Genomic DNA, 18,179 nt, shown 5'->3' on the forward strand with positions numbered 1-18,179 from the left:
CTATCTTGTAAAAATATAAATGTTTGAGATTTTATAGGGCGACAGCCCTTATGAGCAAAACTTTTAGTTTTGCGAATAGGCACTGCGAGTAATAAAAGCAGTGTGAAGTATAAAAAACTTGTTTACATTATTGTAAATATTTTTAGATTTATAGGCTCGTCCCCTATGAGGGAAGTCGCAGACTTCACGAATAGGCACTGCGAGTAAATTAAAAGCGAGGTAGCGAATTATATTCTTAACTATCTTGTAAAAATATAAATGTTTGAGATTTTATAGGGCGACAGCCCTTATGAGCAAAACTTTTAGTTTTGCGAATGGGCACTGCGAGTAATAAAAGCAATGTAAATTATAAATAAAACTTGTTTACATTATTGTAAATATTTTTAGATTTATATGCACTGCTAGTAAATAAATGCGATGTAAAGCGTTAATTTTAAACTAGCTGTAAAAATATAAATGTTAGAAAATAGGTGCTATAATTAATAAATACAGATTAGAATTGGTAAAAATCAATTTTGTAAATGTAAATTTTAACTATATTGGACAGCAGTATTTATGAATAGTCAATGAGAGAAACAGAACTTTAAATCATGTAATTATAAAATGCTTGTTTACAGATATTGTAATTACTGCTGTTTATGATGATGTAGCAAATATTTATTTATAAAAGTTTTTTAAATTTTTAATACCATTAAATAGAATTATGGTTGATTTCTTTAAATAAATTTGTTTTAAAGTTTGTAATGATTTTATTATTGCAAACACGATAATCCCGTTAATAAGGGCTTTTAAATAAAAATGCTTTTATTATATATTTAAACCAAATGTTTTAATTGGTTTAAACGTTTTTATATTTATTTTAAATTATACGCAAGAAAGGAAATTTAATATGAAAGCATTAAATACTTCAAAATGCGGTTCGACCGTAAAAGTAAAAAAGCTGCACGGTGAGGGTGCGGTTAAAAGAAGAATTATGGATATGGGTATTACAAAAGGCAGCGAGATCTTTATTAGAAAAGTGGCTCCTTTAGGAGATCCTATAGAAGTAAAGATAAGGGGTTATGAACTTAGTCTCAGGAAAGCTGACGCTAAAATGATAGAAGTAGAATAAGGTTATTTAGACAGAGCTATACTCTGTTAATTTTTAAGATGTATGTTAGCTATAACTAACAAAAATAAAGTAAGGAGTAGTTAGATTATGATAAAATTAGCACTTGCAGGGAACCCTAACTCGGGAAAAACCACGTTATTTAACGATTTGACCGGAGCCAGTCAATACGTCGGCAATTGGCCCGGTGTTACGGTAGAAAAAAAAGAAGGCAGAGTTAAAGGAGATAAGGATATTCATTTGGTGGATTTACCGGGAATATATTCGCTTTCTCCATATACTCTTGAAGAAGTAGTATCAAGGAATTTCTTAATCAATGAAAAGCCTGATGCAATAATAAATATCGTTGACGCAACGAACTTGGAAAGAAACTTATATTTGACGACACAGCTTGTTGAACTTGGTATTCCCGTTATTATCGCTCTTAATATGATGGATATCATCAAGAAAAAGGGAGAAATTATAAATACTAAAAAGCTTGAAGAACAAATAGGATGTAAAGTTGTTGAAATATCTGCTCTGAAAGGAGCAGGAACAAAAAATCTTATTACAGAAGCTAAAAAAGTGAGCATTGAAAAGAAAAAGATAGATATAAAACATACTTTTGATGTAAAAGTAGAAGGCTCTTTGAGTGAAATCAAAGAAATTATAAAAGGTAAGGTAAAAGAAGATTTACTTCACTGGTATAGCATAAAGCTTTACGAAAGAGATGAAAAAGTTTTAGAAACTATTACTTTGAGTAAAGAAGATAAAAAGAGTATTGAAACTATTATCGAAAAATCCGAAAATGAATTTGATGATGACAGTGAAAGTATCATAACAAACGAAAGATATACATATATTACAAGTATAATCGACAGTTGCTTTAAAAAGAGAAATAATACTCTAATGAGTACTTCCGATAAAATTGATAGGATAATTACAAACAGGATTTTAGCTATTCCTATATTTGCGATAGTTATGTACTTAGTCTACTACATATCTATTTCAACAGTCGGTACTGCCGGAACTGATTGGGTAAACGATGTTTTATTCGGAGAAAACGGTATCCCCGGTGTGATCGGCAACTTCTTAGCCAGTGTAGGTGCTGCACAGTGGCTGCAATCATTGATACTTGACGGTATCGTAGGCGGTGTAGGTGCCGTACTTGGCTTCCTTCCTCAAATGTTGGTATTGTTTTTATGTTTAGCGATCTTGGAAGACTGCGGATACATGGCTCGTGTTGCATTTATCATGGATAGGATCTTTAGAAAGTTCGGTCTTTCAGGAAAATCTTTTATTCCTATGCTTATAGGTACAGGCTGTGGAGTTCCCGGAGTTATGGCAAGCAGGACTATAGAAAACGAAAGAGACAGAAAAATCACGATAATGACTACTACTTTCGTACCTTGTTCTGCGAAACTCCCTATTATCTCTTTGATTGCAGGGGCATTATTCCCGGGAGCGACCTGGGTAGGTCCTTCGGCTTATTTCCTTGGTATTGCCGCAATAGTATGCTCGGGAATAATCCTTAAAAAGACGAGACGTTTTGCAGGTGACCCTGCTCCGTTTGTAATGGAGCTTCCCGCATATCATATACCGGGTGCAAAAAGTGTACTTATCCATATGTGGGACAGAGCTAAATCTTTCGTTAAAAAAGCAGGAACTATCATTTTCCTTGCTTGTGCACTTATTTGGTTCTTACAAAGTTTCGGCTTCGAAAACGGTTCTTTCGGAATGGTGGAAATGGACAACAGTTTACTTAAATCAATCGGAAGCTTAATAGCGCCTTTATTTGCTCCTCTCGGATTTGGAGACTGGAAAGCTGCTGTTGCTACCGTAACGGGTTTGATAGCCAAAGAAAATGTCGTTGGTACTTTCGGTATCCTTTACGGATTTGCTGAAGTAGCAGAGGACGGTGCAGAAATTTGGACTAATGTTGCCGCTGTATTCACCCCGCTTGCAGCATATGCATTCTTAGCATTCAACTTATTATCGGCTCCCTGCTTTGCCGCAATCGGTGCAATGCACAGAGAATTCGGTAACGGAAAATGGACATTATTTGCTGTTATATATCAATGTCTGCTTGCTTACTGCACAGCTTTATCGATATATCAGATAGGAATGTTCGTAACAGGTCATGGTTTTACTATACTTACCGCTGTGGCTTTCTTAGTTGTTATAGGTTTTATTTACCTCCTTTTTAAACCATATAGCGAAAAATATGACTTATCAGGAAAAGAGGCGCTTTTAAATGCTTAACTTCATTTTAAATAATATGGCAACGATAATAATAACATTAATACTTTTGGCAGTTGGATATATTGCTATAAAATCATTATTTAAAAGTCATAAAAACGGAAGCAGCATCGGATGCGGTAATGACTGCAGTCACTGCGGACACTGCTCGGGAATACAAGATAAAAAATAATCAAAAAAAAGACTGCATTTTCAGCAGTCTTTTTTATTTTAACGATAGTTTAAAAACGATTAAAATCAATCTTAAAATAGTATAAATGAGTTTTTAAGATGAAGTCGATACACCTAAATATATAAAACATTTAAATTTTTTCATCTTTTTTTGTACTAGGAATCAATATCGATAATATAAATTTTCTTTTTTAATACATAATTTACTAAAATGATAATTATTAATTACTTATATCATTAAAATCAAAGTTATCAAATAAAATAGGATTGAATAAAACCTTTCAATATAATATCATAGAGAGGAAGAAATTATCTTTCTCTTTTTTTGATAATAAGAATAATTGCTATTTTAAACGTTTTACAATATAATGGGAGTATATAATAATGGAAAATACCAGAAATACGATTCAAAAGAAAATAATATTTAATACATTAAAATCTATGAAAGAACATCCTTCCGCACAGGAAGTATATGAAAAGGTACATGAAAAACACTCTACAATAAGCAGAGCAACCGTATTCAGGGTTTTAAACAATCTAGCGTCTTTAGGACATTTAAATCGACTCAGAATGCCTGATATGCCTGATTTGTACGATTATAAGACGACGGGGCACTATCATATAAAATGCAGAGAATGCGGTGAAATAAAAAACGTGGAAATTGAGTTCGTAAAGGATATAGATAAAGAAGTCGAAAAGGGCAGCGGGTATAAAATATTAAATCACAATCTTGTATTCGAGGGTATTTGTCAAAATTGTCAAAAAGATGTAGATAAAAAATAATAAAGGAGGATTATCATGGTTTATAAATGCAGCGTTTGCGGTTATATTTACGACGAAGAAAAAGAAGGTAAACCCTTCAGTGAATTAAAAGAGTGTCCCGTTTGTAAACATCCAGCCAGCGTATTTGTCAAAGTTGAAGAAAATATAAATGAAAAAGATAATAAAAAAGTCAAAGAAAAAAACAAAAAAATGTATAATGTAAAAAGTGATTCTCTCGAATACGAAAGTGAATTCAAAAGAACGGATGATACTTGTAGGTATATGGCTCAAATTCATGAAATGGCAGTAAGCGGGAAGCCTATTATTGAAGCAATGGGAACGAAAATGAATATGCCGGGCTTTGATGATATATTGTTTTTAGGTGCACAGCTTAATCCCATGCCTTTAGATGAGCATGATTTCGTCAGAACGACTACCGTAATAGGGAAAAATGCGAAAAGACCTATGATTTTGAATAATCCTGTGTATATTTCTCATATGTCATTTGGAGCACTGTCAAAGGAAATCAAAGTTGCTCTTTCCAAAGGAAGTGCTATGGCGAAAAGTGCCATGTGTTCCGGAGAAGGCGGGATATTAAAAGAAGAAATGGAAGCGGCGGATAAGTATATTTTTGAATATGTTCCAAATAAATATAGTGTGACCGATGAAAATTTAAAAAATGCAGATGCGATTGAAATAAAAATAGGTCAGGGGACCAAACCCGGAATGGGCGGACATCTCCCTGGAGGAAAAGTTACTCCAGAAATTGCCAAAGTAAGAAACAAGCCTCTTGGTAAAGATATAATAAGTCCTTCCAAATTTGAGGGGATAAATACAAAAGAGGATTTGAAAAATCTTGTCGATGAACTTAGGACAAGGTCTGACGGAAGACCTATAGGTATAAAAATTGCTGCGGGAAGAATCGAAAGGGATTTGGAATACATAGTTTATGCGGGAGCTGATTTTGTAACTATTGACGGAAGAGGCGGTGCAACGGGAGCAAGCCCGAGAATAGTAAGAGATTCTACAAGCGTTCCGACTATTTATGCTTTATATAGAGCGAGAAAATATCTTGACAGTGTAAAATCCGATATGGAACTTGTCATTACCGGAGGACTTAGAGTATCTTCCGATTTTGCAAAGGCAATTGCAATGGGTGCAGATGCGGTTGCTATAGCTTCTGCCGGATTAATGGCGGCAGCCTGTCAGCAGTATAGGATTTGCGGAAGCGGTAACTGTCCTCTAGGCATTGCTACCCAAGATCCTGAACTCAGGAAAAGACTTAAAATAGATAAAAGCAGTAAGAGAGTTGCCAATTTCTTGAATTGCTCTTTGGAAGAAATTAAGACTTTTGCCAGGATAACAGGACATGATGATATTCATGATATGAACGTAGATGATTTATGCACTATAAACAGAGAAATCTCTGAATTTACAAACATACCTCACGCATAGCTAAATAATTTGTAAAGGATGATAGTATGAACCTTGTCAAAATAACAGCTCTCGGTGTAGGCGGTGCGACCGTTGTGGGAGCTTTAATAGGATTTTTATTCAAAGGTATTTCTCATAAATTCAGTGATGTGGTCCTCGGTTTTGCTGCGGGTATAATGCTTGCGGCAAGTATGATAGGACTTATTATCCCCTCTATCGAAAGCGGAGGGAATCATGGTGTATGGATAAGTGTACTTGGTATTCTGATCGGTGCATTATTTCTGGATTTTGCGGATAAGCTCACACCTCATCTTCATAGGCTCACCGGAATGGACAGGGAAAAACACAGCGGGAATTCAAAGATAAATAAAGTTATGTTATTTGTTCTTGCAATAGCTATTCATAACCTTCCCGAAGGAATGGCTGCGGGAGTGGGGTTCGGAAGCGATAATATAGGAAATGCGATGATAGTTGCCATTGGTATCGCTCTTCAAAATATCCCCGAGGGTATGGTCATAATATCTCCTATGTTACTCAGCGGAGTAAGTAAAAAGAGGACTCTTATTATCGCTTCTTTGACGGGAGTAATAGAAGTCATCGGGACTTTTATAGGTTATTTCCTCGCTGATATATCAGGTACGGTGCTTCCTTTTTTGCTCGCGTTTGCGGGCGGGACTATGCTTTATATAATAAGTGATGAAATGATACCCGAGACACATTCTCACGGATTTGAAAAATACGCTACTTATTCCTTACTCGTTGGGTTTATAGTTATGCTTATAATGGATTTTTATATATCTTAAGCGTGAAAAAAAAGGACAAATTATTATTTGTTCTTTTTTATGTGACAGTACAGTGAAAAAATTAAAGCCTTTTTATTGTTTATTTTTCAAAAATTAGTTCATAAAGGTTTAATACCAATTCATACCTCCTTCATAGGTTTTTCACATATCAAGCATATACTTTATGTAAAGAAACGAGGAGGACATAATCATGGATAATAATATAGATAATGTAAATAAATCAGATAAAAAGAGAAGGACTGCGATTTTTGCTTTGATAGTAGCGGCTATGATGATAACCTCCACAGTCCTCGGATTTGTGGGAGGATTTGCGGCAAATAAATTTTTAGGCTCCAATAAAGCCGACGGGGTCACAACGACAAGTATCCCCGTAGCTTCAACCACTTCAACTGACGGCGGTAACATGAATGTTTCAAACGTAGTAAAATCCGTTAAGAACAGTGTTGTTTCCATAGAGTGTGAAAGTCAGAGCCAATCACAAGTAAATCCTTTATATGATAACGGTAATTCAACTTCAAAATCAGCTGGAAGCGGCGTTATAGTTACGACTGACGGATATATAGTGACAAATAATCACGTTGTTGACGGGGCAAGTAAGATAACCGTTAAGACCGCCGATGAAAAAAGCTACACAGCTAAACTTGTAGGTACGGACAGTGAAACGGATATAGCGGTAATAAAGATAGAAGCAAAGGGTCTTAAGAGTGCTGCTTTCGGAAAATCATCCACACTTGAAGTAGGCGATGAAATAGTTGCCATAGGAAATCCTTTGGGTGAACTTTCCGGTACAGTAACAAATGGTATCGTGTCTGCATTAAGCAGAGAAGTAACGATTGAAAATGAAACAATGAACCTTATTCAAACGAATGCTTCCATAAACTCAGGTAACTCCGGCGGAGGACTGTTTGATAAAAACGGATTGTTGGTTGGTGTTGTAAATGCAAAAGCCGCTGGAAACAATGTTGAAGGTATAGGATTTGCAATCCCTATTGATACAGCTAAAAATGTGATCGAGCAGATAATGGACTACGGATATGTAAAAGGAAGAGTTACAAGTGGACTTACCTTAATAGATATACTTGATGAAAATACCGCAAGACAGTATAGTGTAAATGAACTGGGAGTTTATATTTACAGTGTAGCGGATGGTTCAAATGCTGAAAAGGCTGGATTAAAGTCAGGTTACATCGTTAAGTCGGTAAACGGTACTAAAGTTGAAAGTGCAAGTGACTTTAAATCAGTTATCAAAAAGTTAAAAGTAGGCGATAAAATCAAAGTAACCGTATCAAACGGTATGAGTGAGGGTAGTGTGGAATACAAATTAAGTGAAAAAAAGTAGTATAATAAAACAGGAACAATTCAAAAGTGCTTCACAGAAAATACACAAACCTTTGGTAATATTACATTGTAAGCAAAATGCTTATGGATAGTGAGTTGTACTTGTACAACGAACAATTCCCTCTTTTAAAAATATGTAATCTAATATTACCGGTGCTTTGGCACCGGTAATATTAGTATATAGGATAAATTTGTGGTATAATATATAAAAATAGGAGGTAATTATGCCAAGAATATTAATTGTTGATGATGAACCTAAGATTGCAGAACTTATAAATAAATACGCTACTTTCGAGGGGTATGATACCGTTGAAGTCAACGACGGGATGAAAGCCATTGAAATATGCAAGGTCGAAGATTTCGATATCATAGTAATGGATATTATGATGCCGGAACTCGACGGATTTTCTGCCGTAAGAGAAATAAGAAAAACTAAAGATACTCCTGTTATTATGTTATCCGCAAGAGGAGAAGAATACGACAGGATACATGGATTTGAGGTCGGTGCGGATGACTATGTCGTAAAACCTTTTTCTCCCAAAGAATTGATGATGAGAGTAGAGGCAATACTTAAAAGGACTCAAAATAAATCGGATAAAGATAAAGAAAATATAATAAATATCGACGGGATAAACATTGATCTTGCCGCAAGGATTTTAAGGATAGACGGTAATATCGTTAGTTTAACTCCAAAAGAATATGACTTACTGACATTTTTAATAGAAAATCAGGGAATAGCCTTATCCAGAGAAAAAATTATTTCAACAGTTTGGGGATATGATTATTACGGAGACGACAGAACTTTAGATACTCATATCAAACTACTCAGAAAAAATTTAGGTCCTTATTCCAATAGGATCGTTACTCTAAGAGGAGTAGGTTATAGATTTGAAAAAGAAGAATGATTTAAGTCTTAAATTTGAGATGTTTAAATTCTTTGCTATCTTTATAGCCGTAGCACTTATACTACTATGGCTGTTTCAGATAGTGTTTTTGGGCACCTCTTATAAATTGATTAAGACCAGAGAAATTAAATCCTCAGCCAATAAAATCGTTCAGAATTTTAACGACGATTATATTGAACAAATTGCTATGTCCAAAGATTTTTGTGTCTTGATAATGGACAGCGCGGGAAATAATGTTTTTTCTATTAAGACTACACCACGGTGTACCATTCATAAGTTATCCGCCGAAGGTATAAATTATTATATTAACAAAGCTATGGAAAACGGCGGAGAGTATTTGGAAAAGTCGGCTTTAAGAAGAGACGATAAGGAATATAGATTTGGTAATATAATTTTTTCAAAGCCTGAAAGTATAGTGTATACGAGAATAGTGAATGTGGGAGACAGCTTCTATGTAATGATGCTGGATTCTAATATTTCGCCTATTGACGCTACGGTAAGTACTCTGAGAGAACAGCTTTTATGGATTACGTTAATTTTGGTTATTCTTGCCGGACTTCTTGCCTTTGCTATTTCAAAGAAAATTGCTTCTCCTATAGAGAAAGTAACGAAAAAGGCGAAAAAGCTGGCAAAAGGGGAATATGAACCGGAAGATTTCGATGGAGGCTATAAAGAAATCAACGAACTTGTAAATACGTTGAATTATGCGGCAGTTGAAATCGATAAGAATGAAGAGTACAGAAGAGAACTTATTGCAAATGTATCTCATGACCTTAGGACTCCTCTTACCATGATAATCGGATACAGTGAAATGATAAGGGATTATCCGGAACAGGCTGAAGCAGAAAATATCCAAACCATTATAGACGAGGCGAAAAGGTTAAATAGTTTAGTTAATGATACATTGGATTTTGCTAAGTATGAATCAGGGGCGATAGAGCTAAATAAGAAAGAATTTAGTTTGACCAAGGAAATCGGAGAAATTATAGATAGATTTTCAACATTTACCGATTATAACATTGTATTCAATCACGATAAAGATATTATGGTAAATGCGGATGAACTTCAAATATCTCAAGTTATATATAATCTTCTTACAAATGCAATCAACTATACCGGTGATGATAAACTTATAACTATAAATCAAATAGTTAATGAGGGAAAAGTAAAAATCGAAATAATCGATACCGGGGAAGGGATTGCGGAAGATAAGCTTCCTGATATTTGGCAAAGATACTATAAGATAGATAAGACTCATAAAAGGTCTATTGTCGGAAGCGGTCTTGGTCTTTCCATTGTTAAGACGATACTGTTAAGACACTCTGCTGAGTTCGGAGTTAAGAGTAAAATCGGAGAAGGAAGTACATTCTGGTTTGAACTTGATATTTTAGATAATAAGGAATAAGCTAAGCTTATTCCTTTTATTTTGTTTTGATTAAATATAAGATAATAGAAAAAAGAAAATAATTGAAAATATTAGAGTTTATAATAATACAACTGTAATTATTTTGAGTAATGTATTATTTATAAACTTTATAAATATTTATTTCTTTATAATCATGGGAATTATATTAAGTAATGGAGAGTGTAAATGTATTGAACTTATGGCTTGAAAAAGAGCGGTTAATTATATATGACTTTGAGATAATGTAAGTTTTTTTGATATGAAGGATTTATTATTAACATATGGTTATAACCCTTTTATCCTTAATTTTGAAAGTAAAAAATATAAGGATATATAGGAGGAAAGTATTAATCTTGATATTATGATAAAAGCTTAGTGGAAAAATTATTTAAAGGAAATTCTCAAGTTTGTTTTAATAAATTTAGTTAAGATGATAAATATATAAAGTTTATTGTTGTTTTGATTTTAAAGGAAGTGATTTTCTTTCAAAATACCTAATGGAACTAAAAATAATGATAAGATGCTGGAAATCGATATAACTATATCCTAATTTATTGAATAAACCAATACTTTATGATATAATATATGGCAGTAAATTTACGGAGGGATAATATGTCAGGACATTCAAAATGGTCAACAATTAAACATAAAAAAGCGAAAACAGACGCTCAAAAAGGTAAAATATATACAAAAATGGCGAAACTGATCGCCGTGGCAGCAAGAGAAGGGGGAGCAGACCCTGACCTAAATGCTAAGCTTAAAGATGCTATTGCAAAGGCTAAATCTAATAATATGCCTAACGATAACATCGACAGAGCTATAAAAAAAGGTGCCGGAGAACTCGGTAACAGTGTATTCGAAGAAATTACTTACGAAGGTTACGGTATCGGGGGCGTTGCAGTCATAGTAGAAGCTCTTACAGATAATAAAAACAGGACTGCCGGAGATGTCAGATATTACTTTGATAAGAACGGCGGAAACTTAGGAACAAGCGGATGTGTTTCTTTCATGTTTGAAAAAAAAGGTACTATACTTGTAGATAATGACGGAAATGTAGATGAAGAAGAACTTATGATGATTGCTTTAGACAGCGGTGCAGAAGATTTCGACGTTAGTGATGACGGGTTTGAAATTACAACCACACCTGAAACTTTTTCAAAAGTTTGTGATGCTTTGGAGGAAAATGGGATTAAAACCGCTTCTGCCGGTGTTGAAATGGTTCCAAGTAACTATACCAAGCTTGAAGATGAAGCACAAATCAAGAAATTTGAAAAAATGCTTGAGATGTTCGAAGATAACGATGATGTTCAGGATGTATATCATAATGCGGAATTCCCTAATGATTACGAAGGATAATTAAAAAAATATATATATTATAAAATCAAAGAGTCTTAATTAAGGCTCTTTTTTATTTCAAAATAACTTTTAATATTATTTATTTCTTAAATGTTTAGTTTCCTTATTTAAGTTAATAATTTATTTACTTTGTATATAGTTTTTCATTCAAGATATCTATGTGTATAAAATTTCCCAATATGGTTAAAATATGAAATAATCAAATATCCACAAAGGAAGTAATGTGATTATGAAGAATTTAAACTTAAAATATTTGAAAGAAAAGATTTTTAATAAAAAGAATTTGCCTATACTTATATGCGTTATGTGTATGGGGTTAAGTGTCACGTTGGCAGCCTGTTCTATGGAGCATGACAGTGATCCAAAAGCCGAGACTAAGAGTAATGAATACGACGATGTGAAAAGTTCTGTTCAAAAAGCAAGAACCACAGAAAATACGAAAGTTACTTTTAAGAGGTATTATACAAAGACTCAAAGTATAAAGGAAGAAACATCAATGATCGACTCGGATAAAGTCGGACTTGGCGAAGAAGAGTTTGGGGCTAAGTATGAAAGTTATACCATAGAGAGTTTTTCTGCCGATAACGTAGTTCTTATCAAAGATATAGACTCTTATCCAAAGGGTTATTATAAAATCACTGCTCTTAAGGATAACGAAGATGAATTCATAGCGGTATATGAATATGATAATGACGGAAAAGAAAAACTGATTGAGGTAACCGAAACGCCTCTTGAACTTCTTGACAGTGATACCATAAAAGAGATAAAAGAAGGTATTGTTGTTGAAGGAAAAGATAAGTTATATACAGTTTTACAAAATTATGCTGAGTAAGGAGAAAATATGAAAAAGAAAAGTAAGATTATTTTATTTTTAGTTTGTATAGCTTTCAGTGCAAGTATTATTTTAGTTAATATTTATGCTGCGAATTATGTTTATTACGGTTCGCCTGCCGCACATGTTAAGCCTGTACAGGAAAAATTAAAAAGATGGGGATATTACGACGGAAGTGTCGACGGGAAATTTGGTGCGGCTACGGAAAAAGCCGTTAAGTATTTCCAAAAGAAAAACGGACTTACGCAGGACGGGAAAGCAGGAAAGAGTACTTTGGAAAAGATGGGATTATATAATTTACTTTCATCTTCCAGCAGTACTTCCACGGGTTCGTCTTCGTCATCTACCAATTCAAATGATATCAATTTGATTGCGAGAGCCGTTAACGGTGAAGCAAGAGGAGAGCCTTATGAAGGTCAGGTCGCCGTTGCCGCGGTTATATTGAATCGTGTCAAGTCTTCATCTTTCCCAAACAGTGTGAGCGGTGTTGTTTATCAAAACGGTGCCTTTGATGCCGTTGCAGACGGACAAGTAAATCTATCGCCGAATGCTTCTTGTGTAAAAGCTGCAAAAGATGCAATGAACGGCTGGGACCCTTCGGGAGGAGCGATTTATTATTACAATCCAAAGACTGCGACCAATAAATGGATCAGAACCAGACCTATCATAAGAACGATAGGCAATCATGTATTTTGTAAGTAGGTGAAGAAATGAAGAAAAATATATTAATCGGATTTTTACTTGTAGTTGTAGTTACTTTAGGTGTGTTTTCTTATACCGGAACCAAAGCAAGCGGGAGCTTGGAGACTACTGTTACCAATAATTATGAAAAGAGCCTGTCTTCGCTTTTAGAAATCTTTGAACAGATGAACTCCAGACTATCAAAGCTTTCTGTGAGTAATGATGATAAATTCATAAAAAAAGAATTAGTTAATTTGTATGGACTGAATCTATCAATAAATGAAAATATCAACTCTCTTCCTATAAACCATTCTGCAGTGGTTGAAGCCAGTAAATTTTTAAATAAGACCACAAACTATTATTATTCTTTAATAACATCAAACAAAAAAATAACGTCTGAAAATAAATACGATATCAAGAATATATATACTGCCAGTGATAAAATATTTAAAAGCTTAGATGAAATGAATAATGAGATCAGATACAGTAAAGACGGATACAACTGGATAAAGAACAGCAATGTATTTATGGCTGATACAAGTACAAAGATAGATAACAGTTTTAAAGCTACCAATGAAGAAATCAATGAATATCCTACATTAATATTCGACGGACCTTTCTCGGATTCTATAAAGACCGATGAAAAGATAAAAGTAGGCAGTAAAAATATTACCAAAGAAGAAGGTCTTGAAACTGTAAGGAAATATATAGGCTCTAAAGCCGAAGTAAGTTATGATTCTTTCGATAACAGCAATATCGAATGTTATGTTTACAAATATAACTTAAATGATGTTTCTTATTATGTTTATGTAAGTAAAAGCGGCGGCAAAATAATAACTGTCAACAGTAATTATCTTCCGGATGAAAATTCAAACAGAGCTATTGATATCAAAGAAGCCATATCTATAGGTAAAAAACATCTTGATAGTATGGGCATAAAAAATATGCAAGAAAACTACTATGAAACGGATTCAAATGTAGTTACCGTAAATTATGCTTATAATAAAGACGGCGTTACTTGTTACCCGGATTTGGTAAAAGTCAAAATAAGTTTGGTTAATAAAAGCATTATAGGTATAGAAGCAACAAATTACTATACTAATCATAAACAAAGAAATATAAATAAAAAAATATTAAGCATGAAAAATGCAAGAAATAAAATAAGCAAAGACTTTAAAATAACAAAAGAAAGACTTGCAATCATCCCAACCGAAACAAACAGCGAAAAATTATGCTATGAATTTAAAGGGACAAAGGATAAAGAAACATTCATAATTTATATAAATGCAAAAACCGGAGATGAAGAAAATATCCTAAAAGTTGTAGAGGCAGATGACAGCATTTTAACAATGTAATATTTTGTTGAAAAAAGTATTTAAAGATGATATAATTAGCCGAAAAGCAAGTCGTTTGATCGCTTTAATTAAAGAGGAAAGTCCGAGCTCCATAGGGCAATAGTGCCGGTTAACGGCCGGTTAGGGTAACCTAAAGGAAAGTGCAACAGAAAGGAAACCGCCCGCAAGGGTAAGGGTGAAAGGGTGAGGTAAGAGCTCACAGTTAGGTAGGTAACTATCTAGACGTGTAAACCCCACTAGGAGCAAGACCAAAAAAGAACTAGGCTTTTGCCGGTCGGCTGCCCGCTGACGGTTCGTGGTAGGTCGCTTGAACTTATTGGCAACAATAAGTCTAGATAGATGATCATTAAAACAGAACTCGGCTTATGAACTTGCTTATAATAAAAGTACCTATGGTGCTTTTATTTTTTTATGTTTACATTTATACTTGATTGATAATAAATAATAATTAATGTATAATGATGTAGATTTATTACTTAAGACTAACATGAAAGGAGGACAACATGTCAATATTTAAAAAATTTATAAATTACTATAAACCATATAAAAAGTTATTTTACTTCGATATGTTTTGTGCGATCATAGTTTCAATAGTGGATTTGGCTTTCCCTCAGATACTTAAATATCTGACCAACGGACTGTTCACAGAAGGGGCAAGTGTGATAGTAAAGTATATCGGTATAGTTGCAATACTGATGTTTATTATGTATATAATAAGGACGTACTGTGAGTATTTTATAACTTCATGGGGACACATCATGGGGGCAAACATGGAAAGCAACATGCGGCAGGATTTATTTGACCAATATCAAAGGCTTTCATTTTCTTATTATGACCAAAATAATACCGGGGATATGATGTCGAAACTTGTTTCCGACCTATTTGATATTTCGGAACTTGCACATCACGGTCCGGAAAATATATTTATCTCCACCTTTAAAATCGTGGGTTCGTTTATATTTTTAGCGTTCATAAGTATCCCTCTTACTATGATTTTAATTGTTATAACAATAGCAATGCTCGTTTTCTGTTTGATTTTAAACAGGAAAATGCAGGCTACATTTACCGATAACAGAAAGAAAATCGCAGGCGTGAATTCTGCTGTGCAGGATAGTTTGTCGGGGATAAGGGTAGTAAAATCATTTGCAAACGAAGATATAGAACATGAAAAATTCGATTACAGTAATACAATGTTCTTAAATTCAAAGACTGCTCAGTATAAAATGATGGGTAAATATCATGCAGGTACATCGTTTTTTAAAGGGCTTTTATACCTTGCCATAATCGTATGCGGCGGACTGTTTGTAGCTTATGGGAAAATGAATGTTGCTGACCTTGCGGTTTATGCTTTATATATAGGTATATTTATTACTCCCGTAGAAGTCCTTATCAACTTTACCGAGCAGTTCCAAAAGGGATATGCGGGTTTTAAGCGTTTCTTGGATGTTATAGAATTAAATCCGGATATCGTTGATAAAAATGACGCAGACGAGCTTAAAAACGTAGGCGGAAATATTGATTTTAATAATGTTTCATTCTCTTATGAAGAGGGGAGCAAAGTCCTCAGTAATATTAATATCCACATCGAAAAGGGAAAGACCGTTGCTTTGGTCGGACCTTCCGGGGGAGGAAAAACGACTCTATGTTCTTTGATACCTAGATTTTATGACGTAGATAAAGGCGAGATACTTATAGATGGACAAAACATCAAAGACGTTACGCTAAAATCCCTCAGAAGCTCTATCGGTGTCGTTCAGCAGGATGTATATATGTTCGGCGGAAGCATCAAGGATAATATCGCTTACGGTAAACCCGGTGCCACCGACGAAGAAATAATCGAAGCTGCTAAAAATGCAAATATCCATGATTTTATTATGGAATTAGAAGACGGATATGATACTTACGTTGGGGAGAGAGGTACCAGACTTTCCGGAGGACAAAAACAGAGGATCTCTATCGCCAGAGTATTTCTTAAAAATCCTGAGATACTGATACTTGATGAAGCGACTTCCGCTCTGGATAATGAAAGCGAAAGACATATTCAATTATCTCTTGAAAAACTATCTAAGGACAGGACTACCATAGTAATAGCTCATAGATTAAGTACGATAAAAAATGCTGATGAGATAATAGTAATAGTAAACGGAAGGACTACCGAGAGAGGTAATCATAAAGACTTGATAAATAAAAACGGTCTGTATGCAAAATATTACAATATGCAGTTTGAAGGACTTGAAAAATTTGATATTTATGAAGATTAAAAGGACAGCTTATTGCTGTCTTTTTTATTATTTAATATATAAATATTGTTTGGTTTTTATATGATAGATTACAAATTTATTATTTATAATTATATTTAATGCTTAAAAGGTTGTTTAAGTTTGAACTAATATTAAAAGGCTGTAAAAATAAGGCGTTAAGTGATATACTTGATTTTATAAAAATTCATTAATTTATAAATTATTTTAATATATAATTAATAAAAAAAAGATATAAAAAAGAGGTCATTGTTTTGATTAGAGATTTACTTTTAGAAACTTACGGAAAATATTTAGGCGGAGATTTAGTCGATACGGTCCTTTCAAAGAATGAAGTCATGGTACACGCCTGCGGAAAAATAGACGGATACGAATATACAAATTCTGTTGACGCATTAGAAAATTCATTAAAAAAAGGCGGCAGATATATCGAAGTGGATTTATCACTTACAAAAGATGAAAGAGTCGTTTGTGTGCATAAATGGGACAAAAACACCTTTGAAAGACTTGGTATAGCTTATCGCAGAGAGGGGATAAGTTATGATGAATTCATGAATTCTAAGTATTATGATAAATACTCTACCATGGATTTAAAAACCATTATAGACTATTTAAAAAAATACGAAGATTTATATGTAATGCTTGATGTAACTAAAAATTTAGATGATGAAGATACAACAAAGATATATGAGCTGATCGTAAATGGATTTAAAGAAAATAAAGAATTATTTAAAAGAGTTGTAATCGAAGGCGGGAGTATAGAAATGTTTGAAGCCATAAATTCCATATATGATTTCCCCAACAAACATTATTATCTGACCGGAAAAGTCATAAATGAAGAAAGTATAGATGAAATACTTGAATACATAAAAAATGACGGACATTTTGTGGGTGTAAGTTCTCATAAAAAAAATGTAAGAGTAGATATAATAAGAAAGGTTCATGAACTGGGTATCCCTTATATAACATATCCGATAACTGAACCTTATGAGGCTTTAAAATATTTTAATTTCGGAGTGGATATAGTTTTTTCATCGGAACTTACCAAAGAAAATTTATTAAAAGAAATAGAAAATATGTCTCATGAGGACAAAGTGAGATTATTCTTTGAAAAGGATGTATATGCAGTAGATACTACGGGGGCTTATATAGTAAGTATTTCGGAAGATGAAGCCAGATGTGGAATGAAAGTGGAACATAAGCATATAAACGGTTCGGGTATAGTACAAGGCGGGGCTTTGTTTACCCTAGCGGACTTTGCATTCGGCGTCCTTGCAGATTCGAAAGGTCATCCTCAGGTCTCTGTAAGTAATACTATTTCATATTTAAGACCCGGAGAATTAGGGGATACTCTTACCGCTGTGGCAAAAGTTGTTTCAACTGGAAATAAGATTTGTTTCTATAAAGTCGATATATATAATCAGGATAGTAAACATTTGGCAACAATGGACGTTACGGGGTATATTAAAAACGTTAAAATATTAAAATAGTATTTTTTATTTATTGTTTTGATTATCAAAATGCTTTATAATA

General features: G+C 33.7%; 15 protein-coding genes and 1 other RNA gene. All 16 read left to right on the forward strand.

The features are described 5' to 3' along the window. Positions 1–889: 889 nt before the first annotated feature. The 16 genes from NSA01_RS01750 to NSA01_RS01825 all read left to right on the forward strand — a co-directional run bounded on the left by NSA01_RS01750 (position 890) and on the right by NSA01_RS01825 (position 18,136). Positions 890–1,111 (forward strand): FeoA family protein, encoded by a 222-nt coding sequence (locus tag NSA01_RS01750; protein WP_257479804.1) that lies wholly within the window; start codon positions 890–892, stop codon positions 1,109–1,111. Between the two features lie 87 nt (positions 1,112–1,198). Further along, the gene (gene feoB / locus NSA01_RS01755) at positions 1,199–3,349 is read left to right on the forward strand and encodes a ferrous iron transport protein B (protein WP_257479805.1); all 2,151 of its coding nucleotides are present in this window, start codon (positions 1,199–1,201) and stop codon (positions 3,347–3,349) included. After that, positions 3,342–3,518, forward strand: a complete 177-nt coding sequence (locus tag NSA01_RS01760; protein ID WP_257479806.1) for a FeoB-associated Cys-rich membrane protein — start codon at positions 3,342–3,344, stop codon at positions 3,516–3,518. The genes feoB and NSA01_RS01760 overlap by 8 nt, the downstream gene beginning before the upstream one ends. Positions 3,519–3,901: 383 nt before the next feature. Beyond that, positions 3,902–4,300, forward strand: a complete 399-nt coding sequence (locus tag NSA01_RS01765; protein ID WP_257479807.1) for a Fur family transcriptional regulator — start codon at positions 3,902–3,904, stop codon at positions 4,298–4,300. Positions 4,301–4,315: 15 nt separating this feature from the next. Next, a complete protein-coding gene (locus NSA01_RS01770; protein ID WP_306813826.1) occupies positions 4,316–5,734 on the forward strand; it encodes a glutamate synthase-related protein in 1,419 nt (472 codons plus the stop codon). A gap of 26 nt (positions 5,735–5,760) precedes the next feature. Next, entirely contained in the window at positions 5,761–6,516 is a 756-nt protein-coding gene (locus tag NSA01_RS01775) for a ZIP family metal transporter (RefSeq protein WP_257479808.1), read from the forward strand. Positions 6,517–6,706: 190 nt separating this feature from the next. Further along, a complete protein-coding gene (locus tag NSA01_RS01780) occupies positions 6,707–7,855 on the forward strand; it encodes a S1C family serine protease (RefSeq protein ID WP_257479809.1) in 1,149 nt (382 codons plus the stop codon). A 223-nt stretch (positions 7,856–8,078) separates the two neighbouring features. Then, complete coding sequence (locus tag NSA01_RS01785; RefSeq protein WP_257479810.1) at positions 8,079–8,759, forward strand: response regulator transcription factor; 681 nt, start codon at positions 8,079–8,081, stop codon at positions 8,757–8,759. Further along, entirely contained in the window at positions 8,743–10,164 is a 1,422-nt protein-coding gene (locus tag NSA01_RS01790) for a sensor histidine kinase (RefSeq protein ID WP_257479811.1), read from the forward strand. Before NSA01_RS01785 ends, NSA01_RS01790 begins: the two co-directional genes overlap by 17 nt. A 612-nt stretch (positions 10,165–10,776) precedes the next feature. After that, positions 10,777–11,520 carry a YebC/PmpR family DNA-binding transcriptional regulator gene (locus NSA01_RS01795; protein WP_257479812.1) on the forward strand — a complete coding sequence of 248 codons (744 nt, stop codon included), beginning with the start codon at positions 10,777–10,779 and terminating at the stop codon, positions 11,518–11,520. A 229-nt stretch (positions 11,521–11,749) separates the two neighbouring features. Next, entirely contained in the window at positions 11,750–12,352 is a 603-nt protein-coding gene (locus NSA01_RS01800) for a hypothetical protein (protein WP_257479813.1), read from the forward strand. Positions 12,353–12,361: 9 nt separating this feature from the next. Continuing rightward, a complete protein-coding gene (gene sleB / locus NSA01_RS01805; protein WP_257479814.1) occupies positions 12,362–13,054 on the forward strand; it encodes a spore cortex-lytic enzyme in 693 nt (230 codons plus the stop codon). Positions 13,055–13,062: 8 nt separating this feature from the next. Then, positions 13,063–14,388 (forward strand): PepSY1/2 domain-containing protein, encoded by a 1,326-nt coding sequence (locus NSA01_RS01810; protein WP_257479815.1) that lies wholly within the window; start codon positions 13,063–13,065, stop codon positions 14,386–14,388. Positions 14,389–14,431: 43 nt separating this feature from the next. Beyond that, positions 14,432–14,770, forward strand: an RNA gene (gene rnpB / locus NSA01_RS01815) — RNase P RNA component class A. 121 nt (positions 14,771–14,891) lie between these two features. Then, a complete protein-coding gene (locus NSA01_RS01820) occupies positions 14,892–16,649 on the forward strand; it encodes an ABC transporter ATP-binding protein (protein WP_257479816.1) in 1,758 nt (585 codons plus the stop codon). A 251-nt stretch (positions 16,650–16,900) separates the two neighbouring features. After that, positions 16,901–18,136 carry a hotdog fold thioesterase gene (locus NSA01_RS01825; protein ID WP_257479817.1) on the forward strand — a complete coding sequence of 412 codons (1,236 nt, stop codon included), beginning with the start codon at positions 16,901–16,903 and terminating at the stop codon, positions 18,134–18,136. The last annotated feature ends 43 nt before the right edge of the window (positions 18,137–18,179 follow it).

Source organism: Anaerofustis stercorihominis, from assembly GCF_024623185.1.
Classification (GTDB): Bacteria; Bacillota; Clostridia; order Eubacteriales; family Anaerofustaceae; genus Anaerofustis.